Source organism: Halostagnicola alkaliphila (assembly GCF_055379965.1).
In genome coordinates this window covers 235,136-252,901 of sequence record NZ_AP043826.1, presented here as the reverse complement: position 1 = coordinate 252,901, position 17,766 = coordinate 235,136, and the positions used below count along the sequence as shown (strand labels likewise).

Genomic DNA, 17,766 nt, shown 5'->3' with positions numbered 1-17,766 from the left:
GGACGGCCGAGAGCGTCTCGGAACTCGATTCTCGCTCAGTCACATTTTTTAAAATACATGTTTTGTGAAGACTCAACGAACGAACTAGCAATAAGTTTGATAGTGTTTTCATCGAAAACCACGTGTGGGGTCGGAGGAGAGTCCGATCACTACTGTGAGAGGCACCCGGAAATTCACTCCCTCACGCGCCCCGAACTGATATATGTTCAAAAGGCCGCCCCCGGCCTTTTTCCGACGCAGCTATCACCCCTTGCTATCGGGCTGTCGCTCTCTTCCCATCGGGCCGTCAACGCTCCTCGCGGCGGCGTTACTCGAACGACGCTACCACCGTTCTCGAGTCGCACCGTTCCCCGTCCTCGTCCGCGTTAGGGTGGTCGATCGTTCGCGGCGGTCGCCAATCGGTTTCGAGAAAAGGAATCGGGGATAGTGTCCGTTATCCGTTGGTTTCGTTCCCGTCTTCGCCATCGTCCGTTTCGTTGTTTTCGTCGTTCATTCCGTTCTCTTCTTCGTCGGTTTCGTTCCCGTTCTCCGTATCCTCTTCGTCCGCGGCTGGATCCTCCTCGTCCTCGGCCGGGTCCTCTTCCTCTTCAGCCGGGTCTTCCTCTGCTGGATCTTCCTCCTCTTCAGCTGGATCCTCTTCCTCCGGCGGTTCCTCGTCTTCGGGAGCCGCTGGATCCTCTTCTTCGGGGTCCTCTCCGTCGTCGTTGCAACCGGCCAGCGCAACCGCGAGACCGGATCCGGCGAGTACGGTCAACCGTCGTCGTGTAAGCGTGGGTTCTGTCATGCTGCACTCGAGTCTGAGTCTGTGAGAGGGAATAATACGGATTGATCGTCCGAGCCGTTAACTCAACTTACCTGTAATTCAGTCGGATTACGGACTCTGAATCGTTGATAAGTCGCCCGTACTACTGAAAATAGGCTCGTAGTCACCTCCCGGCCGAAACTCCCAGACGGAGTCGTGCTAAAAGAGGCTTTCTCCCCGAAGAAATGTTAAGTTCAGGTTTATCGGCTACCCGCCCTCCCGAATCCTCTCACTACGCATTCGTTCGCCAACTAGAGGTACCCCGACAGCGGACTTTTAATTGGTATTTCTTCACAATGTTGCATACTCGTTCTCGAGCGGCGAATACTCGAGTTCGTTCGATCCGCGAGCACACCGCGGCTCCGGTCGAGCGGAAATCAGCTCCGTGGATTCTCGTTTCCGAGTCACCCGTCTCTACTTTTGGGTCTGATTGTCCTGACACTTGCTATCATTCGATGGCCAGAGCGTTTTTGCACGTGCATTGTGTCTCGGAGAAATAATGGGGTTTAGCACGAGCGCTGCGGTTGCGGTTATGCTCATCGGCTTTCTCCTAGCGGCGGGTGTTCTGTTTCCGGCGGTGTTTGCGGCCGGTGGTGATACCGGCAGTGCGTTCTCGGCCCAGGCGGAGCAGACTCGAGACCAGATAAACACCGCTATCGATATCGTGGAGTCCCCTGATCCGGACGCAGACGAACCGACCGTCGTCGCGTCCAACGACGGAACGACGACCATCGACGTGATGAAAGTCGACGTGTTGGTCAACGGCCAGTACGTCCACTACGATCACTATGCGACCACTGTCGTTACCGAGACTGGCGAGGAAGATCCCGTCGAGTACGAGGAGACGGATATCTGGCATCCGGGTTCTGAACTCGAGATCGAACTCGATCTCGATGGGATTTCGGGCGTCGACAACGAAGACGATATCGACCGCGTCAAGCTCGTCACCGAGTACGGAATCACGGCGAGTGCGGAGTACGAGGAGGGATCGTAGATGGCGAGCGTTTCAGCGACACATCTCATTTTGTTTATCGCGAGTATCGTGGTCGCGGCGGGGATCGCGGGCACGCTCGTCCTCGAGGTCGACAACTTGAGCGGGGCGATCGAAACGCAGGGCTCGGCGACATCCACGGAGATCGAAACGGAGATCGATATCATCAGCGACGCCGGTCAACCGGATTCGATCTACGACGCCGGCGACGAAGAAACTGACGAGCGGATAACGCTCTACGTCAAGAACATCGGCTCCGAACACCTCGAGGCCCACCATTCGGCCGTCGACATTCTGGTCAACGGCCAGTACGTCTCGAGCGATCACACGGAACTCGAGCACCTGTACGCCGACAGTAGCTCCTGGCAGACGGGTGACGTGGTCGAACTGACGATCGATCTCGAGGGGGCGAACGGCGATATCGAGATCGACGGCGACACGAGCGCGACGGTAATCGTCAACGACAACGAGGACAGCATCGACTTCCACGTCGCGGGCGACGACGGCGGAGACTAACGCTGATTTGGTGACTCACACATATGGTACTGGACTTCAGCGGACTCGGCGGCGATGACGCATCGGACGACACGAGCGGCGGCGACGACCTGATGGGTGGTGCCGACGACGGGCTGATGGGCGACGAGACGATGTTCGCCGACGACGAGGACGACGATTCGGAGATGGAACTCACCTATCAGCTCGACGAAATCGAGAAGGAGGTCGAATCTCTCGAGAACAAAGTCGAGACCGTCCGCGGCGAGAACGAGCAGATCAGCGACTCCATCACGACCGTCGAGAAAAACGTCGACAAACTCGTCGACCTCTACGAAATCGTCACCGAGGGCGTCAATCCCTTCGCCGCCGACCAGGAGATCGGCAACGCTTTCGACACCGAAGAGAGCGGGATCTTCGGCGGCGATGACGACGACCTCGGCGGCGAGATCGACGACGAAATCGTCGACGCGGAGGCGGACGATTTCCTCGACGACGATATCGAAGACGACGAGGACGAAGACGACGGGTTCGGCGACGAGTTCGACGAGGACGGCTCGCTCGAGGACGATGCGTTTACGGACGACGGACTCGAGGACGACGAGTTCTCCGACACGCTCGGTGACGAGGAGGAGGCGTCGGGGGACGGCTCGGAACTCGACGACGAAATCGAGGACGATCTCGCCGAGGAGACTCGACCCGACCCGTCCGCCCAGTCTCCGGTCGGCGGGATCGATCTCGGCGAGAACGGTCAGGTCGGCGATCCGCCGTATCTCGCCACCCAGCCCTCGAGAAGCGACGCAGAGCTGATGACCATCGAGTGGCTCACCTTCCTCGTCGAGACGGTTGGCGTTTCCGGCGCGGCTCAGACGCTCGCCTACTACGAGTCGGTCGGCTGGATCTCGCCGCCGGTCGAGACGTACTTACAATCGATGCTCAACGGCTTCGGCGACGACTCGCAACCGGCGACGGCAATCGCCTCGGACCCCGAACCGCGGTCGGTCCTCGAGACCGACGAGCACAAGCGGAGTTTACAGTACATCGCCTGGATCGCAACGCCGGAGCAGGCCCCGGAGCTGGTGACCGAGACGCCGGCTCGGGAGGCACTAACGCCGCCGGACCAGGAGGCGACTGGCCGGTGATTTTGCATACAGCGAACCGACACGTTACGGTACCCGACGGCGGCGGTCACCGTCCTGTTTCGACGGCGACCGGTTCCTCGAGCCGGTGGCGGCCAGGGTCCTGTGTCGGATGTTGAAACTGCATCGGTGCAGTGGCCGACCTCGTATCGGCGCGGTGGTCGTTACTGTACTGCTGTGATGGTCACCGCACGCGGTCGAAACGAGCGGACAGAGAACGGTTGAGGAAGATTATGGGAATCGCAGATAACACGGCGGCGGCGGCCAACGTTAGCGGATCCATCATCCGCTCGTACGAGGAGATGGAGCTCCCGGCAAAGTACTACGTGCTGGGGGTCTTGGTCCCCGCCTTCGTGTTTTTCTTGGGAACGTTCGTCGTCGCCTTCCTGCTGGACGTCTTTTTGTTCGTCCGGTTGTTGGTTCCCGTCCTCGGGCTGTTGGTCTTCGTGACGGCGCTCGGCTATCCGCGCCTCGCCGTGGACAGTCGACGCATCGAGATGGAACAGCGGTTCCACCTGCTCGTGATCCACATGACGGTCCTGGCGACGACCAACATCGACCGCATGGAGGTCCTTCGCCAGCTCGCCAGAGAGGATCAGTACGGGGAGTTGGCGGACGAGATCCAGCGGATCGTCGATCTGGTCGACGTCTGGCACCTGAGCCTCGGGGACGCCTGTCGCCGCCGCGCCAAGGCCGTCCCGAGCGAGTCGGTAACGGACCTGTTCGAACGGATGGCCTACACCCTCGAGGCTGGCCAAGAACTGGACAAATTCCTCCTCGAAGAGCAGGAAGTCCTGATCGAGCAGTACTCGACGGTCTACAGACAGTCGATGAACAACTTGGACGTCATCAAGGATCTCTACCTGTCGATGATTATCTCGATGACGTTCGCGCTCGTGTTCGCGATCGTTCTCCCGCTCCTGTCGGGGGCGAACCCGACGCTGACCGTTTCGCTCGTCATCGTCCTGTTCATGTTCGTCCAGATCGGCTTTTTCTTCGTGATTCAAGCGGTCGTTCCGAACGATCCGATTTGGTATCTCGAGGAGGGATACCGGACGAAAACGAAACAGCGGATGCTCGCGTCGACGATAGCCGGGTTTTCGCTCAGCCTCTTTTTCGTCGTCATGATGACCTTGGTCTTCTTCCGGCTGATTCCGCCGCTGTTCCCGGTTCGGTCGATTCCGTTGCTGTTGTACATGCCAGTCGCAACCCTCCCGATGTTGATTCCCGGACTCGTGTTCTGGTACGAGGAGAAGAACACCTTCGAGCGGGATCGGGAGTTCCCGAACTTCATTCGCGCCCTCGGGACGACCGAGAGTGCAAAGCAGGCGACAACTGGGGAGGTACTCGACACGCTCCGAACGAAAGATTTCGGGCCGCTGTCCGAGAATATCGACAACCTCTACCGGCGGCTGAACATGCGCTTGAGCACCGAGAAATCCTGGCGGTATTTCACCGGTGAGGCGAACTCGTTCCTGATCCAGAAGTTCAGTAACATGTACCTGATCGGCCGGGAGATGGGTGGCGGCCCGAAACGTCTCGGCGAACTCATCAGTACGAACATGAACGTGATCCTCAACCTTCGCGAGGAGCGAAAACAGAAGGTGACGACGCTCGTCGGCGTCATCTACGGGATTTCGGTCGCCGCAACGTTCGCGTTGTTCATCGGACTGGAACTGGCCGTGATGCTCTCGGGGTTCGATATCGACACCGGCGAGAACATCGTCTCCGGGTCGTTGATTCACACTGACCAGTACAACGTCTACGTCCTTCGGTACCTGATCGTCGTCGTCCTCATTTTCAACGCGTTTATCTCCTCGCTCGTGCTCCGGCTCGCCGACGGCGGCCACTTCGGAAACTCCTACCTCCACTTTACGGCGTTGCTCTGGATCGGCGGCGTCACCGGCGCGCTCACCCAGCGGCTGATCGACATGCTGATCTCGGTCGATCTGTGATTCCGGTGGCCACAAGAGCAATAACCCTCACATCGAAAAATTCGCTCAGAGAATGACTCAAGGACCACGACACTTCGGACTGCGTTCGCGTGCGGTCGAATCGGTACACAGCGGCATGTTGCTGTTCGGCTACGCGCTCGTGCTGGCGGTTTTCATGGCCGGTGTAATCTTTCTGAACGGATCGTAGGACGCGCAGGACGATTCCATCGCTCCGGAATCGCCGTAATAGCCTCTTCAGAATAGGGTTGTCTTAGGGGACGCGGACGACCGATCACAGGCCGGGTAAGATTCTCCCGTCACTCGAGTTTCGCGAGCAACTCGCCGATCGTACTCGACTCGTTGAGGCCGTGTTTGCCGATTTCCTGTCGGATCCGGTTCTCGGTCAGCGGTGCGTTGAACTCGGATCTGGCGAGCAAGAGCGAAACCGCTCGAGTCGTCGGCGTGTTCTGTGAGACGCTCTGGGCGTACCAGAGGACGAGGTTGTCGAACGTTCCGACGACGTCGTCCGAGGCGGTCCGGTGTCGGACGGTGTTGTCGTCGAACTGTGAGATGAGATCGATCGCGTACCTCGAATCGAGTCGCTCGAGTTCGTCGGCGAGGACGGTCCGAGCGGCTTCGGGGCTCCGTATCTCTCCCCGCGTCCCCGACCGGTCGGGTCCCCCGCCTCCGTGGTCGGCCCCCGAGCGGGCTGGTTCGGTCGATTGCGTTCGGGGCTCGAGTGACTCTTCCTGTGACACGTTTGGCGGGCTCTTGTTCGGCGAGACGACGTACCGACTGTCCGAAATTTCCGCCACGTACGGGCTCTCGGAGATATCCAGATCGTCGGGCGAGAGAATCCCCCCGCTGTCAGCAGGTGTTTGCTGTTCCTCGGGGAGAACGGGTGGAACGTCTGCGTTTTCTTTCGGATCGTCGGTGTTACCGTCTGTCATGGCCCATCCCTCTACACGGGAGTTAGGGCCGAGGGAGAAAGAATCCTTCGCCCGACCTGACAGTGTGAAAATCCGAATCGTTCCGTCGAGGTACTCCGTGACCGCCGGTGAATTCGCTGCCAGCAACGATCGATTTCATCGCTATCGCCCCGGCGGAGGGCGTCCGGTTCGATATTCGAAATTCCGGTGCTGGTGGGGGAGCCTTGGCTCCTCCGGCTGACTCGAGTTCTTCAGAGGGCGAGTCGCCTCGCGTGTGGATGTTCGCGTATCGTGGAGTTCTCGAGGGTCACCGCCCTCGAGGACGAGGCCCGTTCGGTGTCGGTCTCTGCAATTCGGTTATCGGTTTTCCGTCCGCGTGCGACAACTGTCAATTATTACTCTTTGCTGTTGGAGAATTTAAAAGCGCAGTAGTGGCTCCCCCGTCCCACAGATATCGAATCTAACGCGTTGTAAGCGCGGTTTAGTGCGTTCGAGAGTCCGGATCTCGTCGGCCACAATAACTTAATACATACGTTCATAGTTACATACCATATGGGTACCCTCGTCGCCGAGCAACACGGAGATTTATCGGTTTCTCCTTTGAGACACGTACCAGTACGCTGGGGCGAGGAGGGACACAACGACCCGCTTGAGGGATGAACAGTCATGCTATCTATAATCGGAGATATGTTCGGCGGCGATAACGACGACGGCTCCGGAGGCGGTGATTCCAGTTTGATGGGAGACGACAGTATCTCCGGGAGCACGAGTGACGGCGGCTTGATGCCTGATTCAAGCACCGATGGCGGTGGCGCCGTGGGAGGCGGTGATGATCTCCTCGGCGGTGGCGGCGGCGACGATATGATGGGCGGTGGCGGCGGTGACATGATGGGCGGCGATGGGATGATGGGAGGCGGTGACGACATGATGGGTGGCGGCGAGATGTCCTTCGACGAGATGGACGACGGCGGTGACGCCGAAGGCGGTGCATCCAGCGAGATCGAAGCCCGCGTCGAAGAGATGGAAAACGACGTTGGATCGCTCTCCTCGACGGTAAACACCGTCCAGAGTGAAAACGAGAAGATCGGCGAATCGCTCGAGGATATCGAGGAGAACATTCGGAAACTGCTCGAAGTCTACGAGATGGTAACGCAGGGGGTAAACCCCTTCGTGGAAGGCGATTCGTTGAGCGACTCGTTCGACGACGGAAGCGGCGGTGCACAAGGGACCGGTGATTTTGGCGATAGCAGCATTTTCGACGGCGACGAGGAGGAGGAAGCGGCGGTCGACGACGATATCTCGGATGCGGACGCGGAAGACTTCCTCGACGAGGATGTCATCGAGGACGATCCGGACGACGGGTTCGGTGACGAGTTCGACGATGCTGACGACGAACTCGGAGCCGAAACCGGCTCGGACGACGATATCGGCGGCGGGGACCTCTCTTTTGACGAACTCAAAGACGAGTACGAATCGGGATCCGCGGAGTGGGACGGCGAGGGCGACGAGACGACCGACGACCTCGAGACTGGCGAAACTGGCTCGGAAACGGAAGTCGATACCGGGTCGACGGAGGCGACCACCGCGGCCGATGTCTTCGACTCGGATACCGCTCCGTCCGAGGCGGCCGGAGCCCCGGTCGACGACAGCATCGAAAACGCCTGGAGCGACGGCGGTCGACCGTACCTCGAGTCGCTCCCCTCCGAATACGATACGGAGTTTCTCGTCATGGAGTGGCTGGATTACCTGGTCGAAGAGGTCGGCCTCGAGGGTGCAGCCCAGACGGTTCGGTTCTACGGCTCGGTTCACTGGGTCGATGACCCCGTCGAGGAGTACTTGCAAACGATGCTCAACGGCTTCGGCGGCGGCCCCGATGTCGACGACCCGCAACCGAACTCTTCGCTCGGTATCGACCATCGTCGAAGCCTCTGGTGGATCAGTCAGGTCGCATCGCCGAAGAAAAAGCAGCGCACGTTCGGCGAGTGGGTCCGAGAAGAAGGGATTCCGGCGAGCCGACTCGAGACCGAACTCGATGCCGCCGAAATCGAAGAGCGGGCGACGGCCCTCGAGACGGAGCCCGAACTCGACCGCGATGACGAGCTCGAGTCGACGACCGAGAGCGAGGTACCGGTCGAGGCGGACTCATCGAACGCTGTTCCAGCGGCCGCGGAAGGGACAGATGGGACCGACGCCGAGAGCACCGGAACGGAGCTCACCTTTGTGAGTTATATCGGCGTCGAGAACGACGACGGGTCCCTGGCACCGGCCTCGAACGGCTGGATTGTCCAAGGCGAATCGGGGAGCGACCAGTCTGAACCCGACCGATCCGACGACCAGCCCGCACTCCAACAACCTGACGATCAGTCCGAGTCTCAGCAATTCGACGACCAGTCCGAGTCCCAACGAGTCGATACCCCCGACTCGAGCGAACAGGAGACTACGGACGAGGGAGTTTCGACCGACGACACGCTTTCGACTGGGATCGACGCTGATGCCGTCGAAGAGTCGGTAGCTGTTGAGACGACTGACGCCGCCGAACGGCCTGTGGATGCCGCCGAGAGCGTCGAGGAGCCTTCCGCTGGCGAAGCAGTTGCAGCTGTCGAAGAAATTTTGGATACTGACGAAGCCGACGCCGAGACGCCGATCCCGGCCGCGGCCGAAACTGAGGCTGTTGGGGGCGCGCCGTTTGAGACCGACGCTGAGGCTGTTGAAGACCTAGCCGTCGACGACCCCGTGGCTGAAGAGAACGCGATCGCAGATGATTCGCCGCCGTCTCCGGGTACAGACGACGACTCGCCAGCCCCAGTTTCGGACGACTCGCCAGCCCCAGTTACAGACGATCCGGAAACACCGGTCTCGGACGACGTATCGTCCCCAGTTGCGGAGGACCAGTCGGCGACAGTTCCCGACGACTCACCGGACGCGGACGAGTGGGACGAGGCGGCGTCCGAGGCGTCAGAACAAGAACTCGAGTGGCAGGAATCCGACACGGTCGATGCTGAATCGACCGAACTCGAGCAAACCGAACCCGAATCGACGGCGTTCGAATCGATCGAGACTGAACCAGTTGAGGCCGAGACCGAACCAGCTGAAACTGAGACTGAACCGGCCGAAACTAAACTAGCCGAGACCGAATCGGACGCTGCTGAACTGACCGAATTCGAACCGGCTGACACCGAACCGGCGACCGATGTCGACGAGTCGGCGGAGTCTGACTCTCCGGAACAGGAATTCGACTGGAAGGAGTCCGAAGTCGACGAGGAACCCGACGATCCGGCCGTCTCCGAAGCCGATACCGACGACGAAATCGACTGGCTCGAGAATTCCGACGAGAGTGCGCCGGACGCGGACGACGATCCCGGTGATCTCTGGGGTGAGGCGGAGTCAGACGGGCAAAACGCGCTCTGGGACGACTCCGAACCGGATTCGTCCAACGCGGACGGCGAGGACGATGGCTTCTGGCAGCCGTCCGACGAATCGGGAAACGGACCTGAGGCGTCCGAGTCGGGCGACGATCCAAGCGCTCGGAATCCGGCTGAGGTCACTCCACAGGGCGTGGACACCGACGGCGGTCAAGCGCTCTGGGAGAACGCCGACGGGTCGTCGGCTTCCGCTGAGGACTCCTGGGAGACGCACGGAGACGCGAACGCCGAGCGCCACGACGGCGTCTCGGAATCTGAAGAATCCGCAGATGCGGAGGAACAATGAGTCAACTCAATAATATCTTCTCTATCGGCCTCGACGATCGCGACCGACTGAACAAGGAACTCGGTGGCGGCATTCCGACCGGGAGTATCGTCCTCATGGAGGGCGACTACGGTGCCGGAAAAAGTGCGCTGTCACAGCGCTTTGCCTACGGCCTCTGTGAGACCGGGAAATCGGTTTCCTTTCTCTCGACCGAACTCGAGGTACAGGGCTTTGTCAAACAGATGCACTCGCTGAACTACAACGTCGAAGAGCATCTCCTGTTCGAGAACATGCTGTTTTTACACGGCGACCTCGACAGTGGGAGCGTGTTATCCGCCAGCGACGACGAACAGACCCGACAGGATCTGCTGACCGATCTGATGGAAGAAGAAACCATCTGGACGGCCGATGTCGTGATCATCGACACCTTCGATGCGATCTTGCGAAACGATCCGAAGTTCGAGGCGCTGGTCAGACAGAACGAGGAACGGCAGGCCGCCCTCGAGATAATTTCGTTCCTCAGAGATATCATCTCACAGGGAAAGGTTGTCGTGTTGACGGTCGACCCCTCGACCGTCGGCGAGGAGGCGATCGGGCCGTTCAGATCGATCGCGGACGTTTTCATGGAGTTAGAGATGATCGAAGTCGGAAACGATATCCGACGGCAGCTGTTCATCAAGCGGTTTGCGGGGATGGGCGAACAGGTCGGTGACCGGATCGGTTATTCGGTCCGATCGGGGACGGGAATCGTGATCGAGAACCGGAGCGTTGCCTAAGCGAGTTAGTAATGACTGAGCTGGGAACACCAAAGCCGTCGGACGAGCTTCGAGAACTCGCCGCGCGTCGACCGCACCTCCGCGAACACCTAAAGAAATTCAGACAGATCACCGGCGAGTTTCCGGTCCTGATCGACGAGCCGTCCGCGGAGTACGAAACTGATCACCCCAACGTCCTGTATCCGGTTGGGGGCCCGATTTTCAGTCACATTTACGGCGATGTCGGTGCGAAAATGCAGTACTTCACCGTCGAGCCGACGCTTTCGGAAGAAGAGAAAGAGGTCTTCCAGACGGTCAAAGACTCCCTGTTGCGCCGGAGTACGAGCAAGACCGCACCCGAAAACGACGCCGAGTACGACGACCAGATCGAGGAGTTGCTCCAAGAGGCAACCCACATCAAGGGTGACGACCTGGAGAACTTTCTCGATCGGCTCAAAGTCCAGTTTCACCCGGGCATTCAGGAGATACCACAGGAGACCTACGAGAACATTCGGTACCGGTTGAATCGAGATATCGTCGGTCTCGGGCCGCTCGAGCCGGTTATGCGTGACCCGGCGAACGAGGACATTCACGTGATCGGCCCCAACGAGTGTTACGTCGATCACGGAACCTACGGCATGGTCGAGACGACGGTCGATTTCGGCACGCAAGAGGAGTTCGATAGCTGGCTGAGTAATATGGGCGAACGGATCGGGAACCCGATGACGGACGCCGAGCCGATTGTCGACTCGACGCTCCCGGACGGCTCCCGTCTGAACGTGATTTACAGCGACGACGTGAGCGTGAAGGGCCCCAGTCTCACGATCCGTCAGGGCGACGAGGTGCCCCTTTCGGTCACCCAGATTACGAATTGGGGGACGCTTTCGCCCCAGCTCGCGGCGTATCTCTGGCTGTGTCTCGAGAACGAGCGAACGGTGTTCGTCGTCGGCGAGACGGCGTCGGGGAAGACGACGACGCTTAACTCCATCATGTCGTTCATCCCGCGGGACTCGAAGATATACACCGCAGAGGACACTGCCGAGGTGCTGCCGCCCCACGACACCTGGCAGCAGCTACTGACTCGAGAGAGCCGAAGCGAGGACAGCGCGGACGTCGACATGTTCAATCTCGTCGAGGCGGCGCTCCGTTCCCGCCCCGAGTACATCGTCGTGGGTGAGGTCCGTGGTGAAGAGGGTCGAATGGCGTTCCAGGCGGCCCAGACCGGTCACCCGGTCATGCTAACATTCCACGCGAGCGATATCGTCTCGATGATCCAGCGATTTACCGGGGACCCGATCAACGTCCCCGAGACGTTCATGGACAACGCCGACGTGGCCCTGTTCCAGAATCGGGTGAAACAGGGCGACGACGTTCTGCGGCGGGTCACGAGCGTCCAGGAGATCGAGGGCTACTCCGATCAGATGGACGGCGTCGTCACCCGGCAGGTGTTCTACTGGGACCCCGTCGAGGACGAAATCGTCTTCCAGGGGATGAACAACTCCTACGTCCTCGAAGAACAGATCGCGACGCTGCTCGGATACGCCGACACGCGAGACATCTACGACGACCTCGAGTTCCGATCGAACATTATCGAGCGGATGATCCAGGAGAACATCCTCGAGTATCACGAAGTGAACTCGACGATCGATCAGTTCCAGCGGGACGGCATCGAAGGGCTTCCGTTCCATATTACGCGTCCGGACTGATCGTCCGCAGCCGATCGAACGACTCGTGTTCACTCGGGCGAACTAATCCTTCTCTTGGCGACACTGGTTCCGTAACGGCGAGAAGAATTAACTACCCGTAGAATTATTCAAATAGTTAGCACATATCGTTCGGACCTTGGTAGGTGTGCGTGCGATTACGAATCAAGATAAGGGATACTAATGAACTACGGGGTTTTGGGGGTAGAACGGATTCGGAGGCAGTATAGTGCGAAACTCGCCGTCATCTTCGCCGGTATCATCGTCACGACGGTTGTCGCCGGGCTGATTTTTCGGCTTCATATCGTTTCGGGACCGTCCGAAACCGTCGTCGAGCGATCGACTGCGTCGCTGGCTGGTCTGTTGCTGGTGACGTTCATCAATCTGGGCGTCGCCTGGATCGTCGTCGGCGGGAACGTCGGGATGGAACTGCGACAACTCGAGTCCGGGGCCGAACGGATCGGCAACGGCGACTTCGATGTCAATCTGGAGACCGAGCGAACCGACGAGATCGGCGCGCTGTACACCTCGCTCGCCGAGATGCGCGATTCGCTCGAGACGACGCTCGAGGAGGTAACGGAAAAAGAACGACAGGCACAGGAAGCCAAAGAAGACGCCAGAGAGCGTTCGGAGGAACTCGAGGTGCAACAGGAGAAACTTCGAGAGGCCCAGCGGGAGGCCGAACGGCAAAATCAGGAGTTGATCGACGAAGCACAACGGTTCTCCGGCGTGATGGAAGCGTGCGCCGACGGCGACCTGAGTAATCGATTGGAGCCCCAGATCGAAAACGAGGCGATCGAAGCCATCGCCGACTCGTTCAACGAGATGCTCGAGGAGATCACCGACGTTCTCGAGAACGTCCAGACGATGAGTTCGACCGTCGACGAGATGGCGGTCGACCTCGAGGCCTCGAGCGAGCAGATTCGAGACGCGAGCGGCGACGTCTCCGAGTCGATGCAAGAGATTTCCGAGGGGGCAACGACACAGAGCGAGCAACTCGATATCGCGAGTTCGAACGTCAGCGAACTCTCCGCGGGAAGCGAAGAGGTTGCAGCCGCGACGAGCGACATCGCTGAAACGTCCGAAGACGTGACCGCGAGTGCGAGCGAGGGACAGGAACACGCCGAACAGGTCGAAGCGAACATCGAGAGCCTGGTCGAGATGACCGATTCGGTCGTCGAAACCGTCGAGGCGCTCACCAACGAAGCCGAACAGATCGGCGAGATCACGGAGCTCATCGAAGACGTCGCCGACCAGACGAATTTGCTGGCACTGAACGCGAACATCGAGGCCTCGAGCGCCGGTCAAAGCGGCGAGCGCTTTTCGGTCGTCGCGAACGAGATCAAGCAGTTGGCCGAGGAAACGATGGACGGTGTCGACGATATCGATCGGAGACTTAGCGCGATTCAGGACCAGGCGGCGGTGACCGCGGAGGAAGTCCATTCGGTCGACGGGGAGTTGAAACAGACCTCGCAACTGGTTCGACAGTTGAACGAACAGCTGACCGCGGTCAACGAGGGAATCGAGCAAGTCGATATGCGAATTCGAGAGATCGATTCGACGGCTGACGACCAGGCCGAGGCCGCACAGGAACTGTCCTCGGTACTCGCGGACGTGACGAACGTCTCGGCGGAGACGAGCAACCAGTCTGAGAAAGTCGCCGCGGCGTCCGAAGAGACCACGGCGACGATCGAACAGGTCTCGAGTTCGGCGGATTCGCTCGGGAACCAGGCGGAGGTCCTGGCATCGATGATGAGCGAGTTCGACCTCGGGGCTCGAGCCGGTTCGGCTTCCGAACGGACGACACTGCAAGCGGACGGCGGCTGGACGGATGGTGCGGTGGACGGGAAGGCGGACGGCGATCACAACTCGACGGATGACGGCGCTCGAGTTGACGAGGAGGTGGACCGATGATCAGCGAGCTCGTCCTCTACAGGTGGTTCGGCGTGCTGTTGCTCGTGGGTTCACTCGGTATCATCGGGGCGTCGCAGTGGCTGTCTGCGGACGTTCGCAAGTACGGGTACATTCCGGGACTGGCCGCCGCTGGCATGGGTCTCTCGTACGTGCTCATGTCGGTCGAGTTTCTGATGATCGAGGTCGAGCCCGGCGTCGAAACGTCGGGCGCTCGGTTTATCGGATACACGATCCTGTGGCTCGCTTTCGCCTACGTGTTGAAACAATCCGCTGGCGTCGGTCTTCGAACCACCGGCGCTCTGATCGTCGCCCTGTTGTGGGCGAACTGGAGCACGCTCGGCGGCTGGTTGACCGACGGGTTCGTCCAACTCGGTATCATGACGCTGATGGTGGTCATGATCGGGGTCACGGTCTATCTGCTCACGAAGCCGTTCAGGCGGCGGGCCGGTCAGCAGACCGACGAACGCCAGCTGCTGTACGTGAAGATCATGTACCTCACTATTCTCACGTGGGTCGCCATGCTCGTTTCGGGAGTGCTGGCCGAATACAACCTCGAGGTGACCGACACGTTCGTCGGCTCGAGTATCGCGATTTACGCCGACATCGTGTTGATACTCGGGTTTGCCGTCATCCTCTTTGGCGGTCGCGACGCGCTGGCTCAGGTCGTCGAAGCGGATTCGACGGCGCCAACGGCGGAGAGCCGCAACGATAGTGGTCGGGACCCGAGCGGTTCCTGATCGGAGCGCGAGCCGAGATCCTTCGTTCCGCACACGTCCGTGTTTGTGGACTCGTCGTTCGTCGTTGCGACCGGGAGACGGCCAATCTTATTAAGTAAACTGAGTGTGTCGAACCGCTCATGGACGTACTAATTACGGACGATTCCGGATTCATGCGGGATCTTCTCCGGGAAATTCTCGAGGAGGAGCACAACATCGTGGGGGAAGCCGAAAACGGCGTCGAAGCCGTGGAGTTGTATCAACAGGAACAGCCGGATATCGCCTTCATGGATATCGTCATGCCGATCAAAGACGGGATCGAAGCGACCGACGAGATTACGGATATCGATCCTAATGCGACCATCGTCATGTGTACGAGCGTCGAGCAAGCCGAGCAGATGAAAGACTCGATCAAAGCCGGTGCGGACGGTTACATTACGAAACCGTTCCAGAAGGAAAGCGTCCTCGAGGAAGTCAACAGCATCACCGCCGGGTAATTTTTCATGGAAATCGATATTCAGGCCCTCGAGACGTACAACAAACTCGCTCACGACGGCGCACAGTCGGCGGTCAAATCGCTCTCTCAGCTCACGGGGATCAACACTCGAGTCGAAGTAACCGACGTTTCGTTGATGTCGCCGACCGATCTCCAGTACGAGTTCATCGGCAACGAGTACGCTGGCGTCAGCATCGATCTGACCGGAGAGATACAGGGAGAGACGGTTCTCGCGTTCGACGAGCAGGCGCGGACGGCAGTTACCGACGTGCTCGTCCCGGCCGACGACCCCGAGATGAAAAAGAGCAGTATCAAAGAGGTCGGCAACATCATGACCAGCGGCTTCATCGACGGCTGGGCGAACCACCTCAACACGAAGATCAAGAGTTCGCCGCCGACCTATATAGAAGGAACCGGGACGGACGTTCTCCCGCGGTCCGCGACGGAGGGTGACAGCCACCTCCTCGTCTTCCGGAGCCGAGTCGAAGCCTCACGCGGTGGCGTGAACGAACCCGTCGACTTTCGCATCCTGCTCGTTCCCGACCAGGCGTCGCTCGAGACCGCACTCGAGCCACAGACCGAGACGAGCATCTCCTTCGAAAAGCTCGAGGTGTTCAACGAGATGACCAAGGAGGGCGCGGAGAAATCGGCCGACAACATCACCTCGATGACCGGCATCGAGACGAGCGTCAACATCAGTCGGCTGAGCCTCGTTCCCTTAGAGGACATCCCGGCCGAAGTCGGGAACAAACGCTACGTCGGGACCGTCATGGAATTCGAGGGCAAATTGGGCGGCTACCTGATCATCCTCTTCGATCAACCCTCGGGCCGTGCGGTCGTCGATTCGCTCGTTCCCATGGAAACCGAAGGCGAGTGGGGCGAGATGGAACAGGGTGCCTTACAGGAACTGGGCAACATCATGACCAGCGGCTTCATCGACGGCTGGGCGAACGTGTTGAACGCGGAGATCAAACACTCGCCGCCGAAGTTCGTCGCCGACATCGGCTCGTCGATCATGAGCCCGATCATCGCTCAGATCGCCCAGACCGACGACCACGCGTTCATGCTCGACTCGAGCATCGAAACCGACAGCGACCGAGTGTTCACCTGTCAGATGCTCGCCCTACCGCGCCGAGACGAACTCGAGGAGGCCTTGGACGAGATCCTCATCGACAACTCCGATAACACGAAGGCCGATCCCGACGATCTGTTCTGAAAACACTCGGCTTCGTTCGAGAAACGACCTGCTGGGATTTTTCACGCGTTGACGTCTTCGATGCGTTGACTCACGACGATTCGACCCTGCGGTGTCAGCGAGATGCCCTCGCCGTTCTCGACGACCAGTTGCTTGTTTCGGACCGAGTTCAACACGTTCGTCACGTAGGTCGGATCGCCGTCTAACATGTTCGTAAAGTCGATATCGCCGCCCGTGGCGTGAACGCTGACGAGGACGCGTTTCTCCGGGTTGGTCAACTCGATCTGTTCGACCTCCTCGCGGACCTCGTCGTACTCGAGCCTGAAGTATCGCGCCAGCAGATTTACGAACTGACTTTTTGCGGGGGCGATCTGTGACGTCTGGGTCATGCCCGACTCCTGATCGGTGTGTTTGACGACCAGGGTCACTCGATCGTCGCTGTCGCCGATCCTGTTCGTCCGGTCGATGTTCATCACCGTCGCCACGTCGATGCTGAAGCTGCTATTTTTGGTCCTGACTTCGACCTGCCTGTTCTTGATGTGAAGGCTTCCGAGAACCACGCTCGAGTCTTTCAATCGGCCGCCGACCCGTGCGGGGTGTTTGACGGCGACTTTCTGTCCGTTGAGTAAGGTCCGAAAGAGAATCGCGACGAATGTTTCGACCTTCTCGTCCGAGCTTTCGATGACCGCACTCTGGGTGCCGTCGTCGGTTCGGTAGCCGATCGTCGCCGTATCTCCGAAGAACCGTTTGACGTGTTGGGGAACCGTTCCGACGTTCACGTCGATGACTTTCGACAGCGGGACCGTTTCCTTTCTTTTGCCCGTTGCAAGAACGATCCGCTTTTCGGTCATGATAATCCGCCCCTCGACCGGTTTGCCCGCGTTCTCACCACCGTTGCTCAAAATAAAGCGACCAGTGATATCCGCGACGACATCCTCGTCCATGGCAATTGCTACTGACTGGATTATCTTAGCTTTTCGGACATTCTCGAGGTCCGACTGGACGGTCGCACG

15 protein-coding genes are annotated in these 17,766 nt (G+C 59.4%); 12 read left to right on the top strand and 3 right to left on the bottom strand.

The features are described 5' to 3' along the window. Positions 1-433: 433 nt before the first annotated feature. Positions 434-784, bottom strand: coding sequence for a hypothetical protein (locus ACZ5C7_RS06325; RefSeq protein WP_464375506.1), 351 nt, complete (start codon positions 782-784; stop codon positions 434-436). 517 nt (positions 785-1,301) lie between these two features. Between ACZ5C7_RS06325 and ACZ5C7_RS06320 the strand changes: the two genes are divergently transcribed. The 5 genes from ACZ5C7_RS06320 (at position 1,302) to ACZ5C7_RS06300 (ending at position 5,566) form a co-directional block, all read left to right on the top strand. Then, positions 1,302-1,796, top strand: coding sequence for a flagellin (locus tag ACZ5C7_RS06320; protein WP_464375505.1), 495 nt, complete (start codon positions 1,302-1,304; stop codon positions 1,794-1,796). Continuing rightward, complete coding sequence (gene arlG, locus ACZ5C7_RS06315) at positions 1,797-2,309, top strand: archaellum stator protein ArlG (RefSeq protein WP_464375504.1); 513 nt, start codon at positions 1,797-1,799, stop codon at positions 2,307-2,309. 23 nt (positions 2,310-2,332) lie between these two features. After that, positions 2,333-3,427, top strand: coding sequence for a FlaD/FlaE family flagellar protein (locus tag ACZ5C7_RS06310; RefSeq protein ID WP_464375503.1), 1,095 nt, complete (start codon positions 2,333-2,335; stop codon positions 3,425-3,427). Positions 3,428-3,657: 230 nt separating this feature from the next. Further along, entirely contained in the window at positions 3,658-5,379 is a 1,722-nt protein-coding gene (gene flaJ / locus ACZ5C7_RS06305; RefSeq protein ID WP_464375502.1) for an archaellar assembly protein FlaJ, read from the top strand. Positions 5,380-5,431: 52 nt separating this feature from the next. Continuing rightward, entirely contained in the window at positions 5,432-5,566 is a 135-nt protein-coding gene (locus ACZ5C7_RS06300; RefSeq protein ID WP_464375501.1) for a hypothetical protein, read from the top strand. 109 nt (positions 5,567-5,675) lie between these two features. Here ACZ5C7_RS06300 and ACZ5C7_RS06295 read toward each other — a convergent pair whose 3' ends face one another. Further along, complete coding sequence (locus tag ACZ5C7_RS06295; RefSeq protein WP_464375500.1) at positions 5,676-6,308, bottom strand: DUF7500 family protein; 633 nt, start codon at positions 6,306-6,308, stop codon at positions 5,676-5,678. Between the two features lie 645 nt (positions 6,309-6,953). Here ACZ5C7_RS06295 and ACZ5C7_RS06290 point away from each other — a divergent pair. From ACZ5C7_RS06290 to ACZ5C7_RS06260, 7 genes are all read left to right on the top strand, one after another. Beyond that, the gene (locus ACZ5C7_RS06290; protein ID WP_464375499.1) at positions 6,954-9,995 is read left to right on the top strand and encodes a FlaD/FlaE family flagellar protein; all 3,042 of its coding nucleotides are present in this window, start codon (positions 6,954-6,956) and stop codon (positions 9,993-9,995) included. Beyond that, a complete protein-coding gene (gene arlH / locus ACZ5C7_RS06285) occupies positions 9,992-10,750 on the top strand; it encodes an archaellum protein ArlH (protein ID WP_464375498.1) in 759 nt (252 codons plus the stop codon). The genes ACZ5C7_RS06290 and arlH overlap by 4 nt, the downstream gene beginning before the upstream one ends. 11 nt (positions 10,751-10,761) lie before the next feature. Then, the gene (locus ACZ5C7_RS06280) at positions 10,762-12,435 is read left to right on the top strand and encodes a type II/IV secretion system ATPase subunit (RefSeq protein ID WP_464375497.1); all 1,674 of its coding nucleotides are present in this window, start codon (positions 10,762-10,764) and stop codon (positions 12,433-12,435) included. 180 nt (positions 12,436-12,615) lie between these two features. Next, positions 12,616-14,346, top strand: coding sequence for a methyl-accepting chemotaxis protein (locus ACZ5C7_RS06275; protein ID WP_464375496.1), 1,731 nt, complete (start codon positions 12,616-12,618; stop codon positions 14,344-14,346). Next, positions 14,343-15,083, top strand: coding sequence for a hypothetical protein (locus ACZ5C7_RS06270; RefSeq protein WP_464375495.1), 741 nt, complete (start codon positions 14,343-14,345; stop codon positions 15,081-15,083). The genes ACZ5C7_RS06275 and ACZ5C7_RS06270 overlap by 4 nt, the downstream gene beginning before the upstream one ends. A 119-nt stretch (positions 15,084-15,202) precedes the next feature. After that, a complete protein-coding gene (gene cheY / locus ACZ5C7_RS06265) occupies positions 15,203-15,559 on the top strand; it encodes a chemotaxis protein CheY (RefSeq protein ID WP_464375494.1) in 357 nt (118 codons plus the stop codon). A gap of 6 nt (positions 15,560-15,565) precedes the next feature. After that, positions 15,566-16,774, top strand: a complete 1,209-nt coding sequence (locus ACZ5C7_RS06260) for a chemotaxis protein CheC (protein WP_464375493.1) — start codon at positions 15,566-15,568, stop codon at positions 16,772-16,774. Positions 16,775-16,815: 41 nt separating this feature from the next. Here the strand turns inward: ACZ5C7_RS06260 and ACZ5C7_RS06255 are convergent, their stop codons facing one another. Then, positions 16,816-17,697, bottom strand: coding sequence for a CheF family chemotaxis protein (locus ACZ5C7_RS06255; protein ID WP_464375492.1), 882 nt, complete (start codon positions 17,695-17,697; stop codon positions 16,816-16,818). Between the last annotated feature and the right edge of the window lie 69 nt (positions 17,698-17,766).

Excerpts from the sequence above, each read along its gene's own strand:
- ACZ5C7_RS06325 (WP_464375506.1), bottom strand. The coding sequence starts at position 784 with ATGACAGAACCCACGCTTACACGACGACGGTTGACCGTACTCGCCGGA.
- ACZ5C7_RS06320 (WP_464375505.1), top strand. The coding sequence starts at position 1,302 with ATGGGGTTTAGCACGAGCGCTGCGGTTGCGGTTATGCTCATCGGCTTT.
- arlG (WP_464375504.1), top strand. The coding sequence starts at position 1,797 with ATGGCGAGCGTTTCAGCGACACATCTCATTTTGTTTATCGCGAGTATC.
- ACZ5C7_RS06310 (WP_464375503.1), top strand. The coding sequence starts at position 2,333 with ATGGTACTGGACTTCAGCGGACTCGGCGGCGATGACGCATCGGACGAC.
- flaJ (WP_464375502.1), top strand. The coding sequence starts at position 3,658 with ATGGGAATCGCAGATAACACGGCGGCGGCGGCCAACGTTAGCGGATCC.
- ACZ5C7_RS06300 (WP_464375501.1), top strand. The coding sequence starts at position 5,432 with ATGACTCAAGGACCACGACACTTCGGACTGCGTTCGCGTGCGGTCGAA.
- ACZ5C7_RS06295 (WP_464375500.1), bottom strand. The coding sequence starts at position 6,308 with ATGACAGACGGTAACACCGACGATCCGAAAGAAAACGCAGACGTTCCA.
- ACZ5C7_RS06290 (WP_464375499.1), top strand. The coding sequence starts at position 6,954 with ATGCTATCTATAATCGGAGATATGTTCGGCGGCGATAACGACGACGGC.
- arlH (WP_464375498.1), top strand. The coding sequence starts at position 9,992 with ATGAGTCAACTCAATAATATCTTCTCTATCGGCCTCGACGATCGCGAC.
- ACZ5C7_RS06280 (WP_464375497.1), top strand. The coding sequence starts at position 10,762 with ATGACTGAGCTGGGAACACCAAAGCCGTCGGACGAGCTTCGAGAACTC.
- ACZ5C7_RS06275 (WP_464375496.1), top strand. The coding sequence starts at position 12,616 with ATGAACTACGGGGTTTTGGGGGTAGAACGGATTCGGAGGCAGTATAGT.
- ACZ5C7_RS06270 (WP_464375495.1), top strand. The coding sequence starts at position 14,343 with ATGATCAGCGAGCTCGTCCTCTACAGGTGGTTCGGCGTGCTGTTGCTC.
- cheY (WP_464375494.1), top strand. The coding sequence starts at position 15,203 with ATGGACGTACTAATTACGGACGATTCCGGATTCATGCGGGATCTTCTC.
- ACZ5C7_RS06260 (WP_464375493.1), top strand. The coding sequence starts at position 15,566 with ATGGAAATCGATATTCAGGCCCTCGAGACGTACAACAAACTCGCTCAC.
- ACZ5C7_RS06255 (WP_464375492.1), bottom strand. The coding sequence starts at position 17,697 with ATGGACGAGGATGTCGTCGCGGATATCACTGGTCGCTTTATTTTGAGC.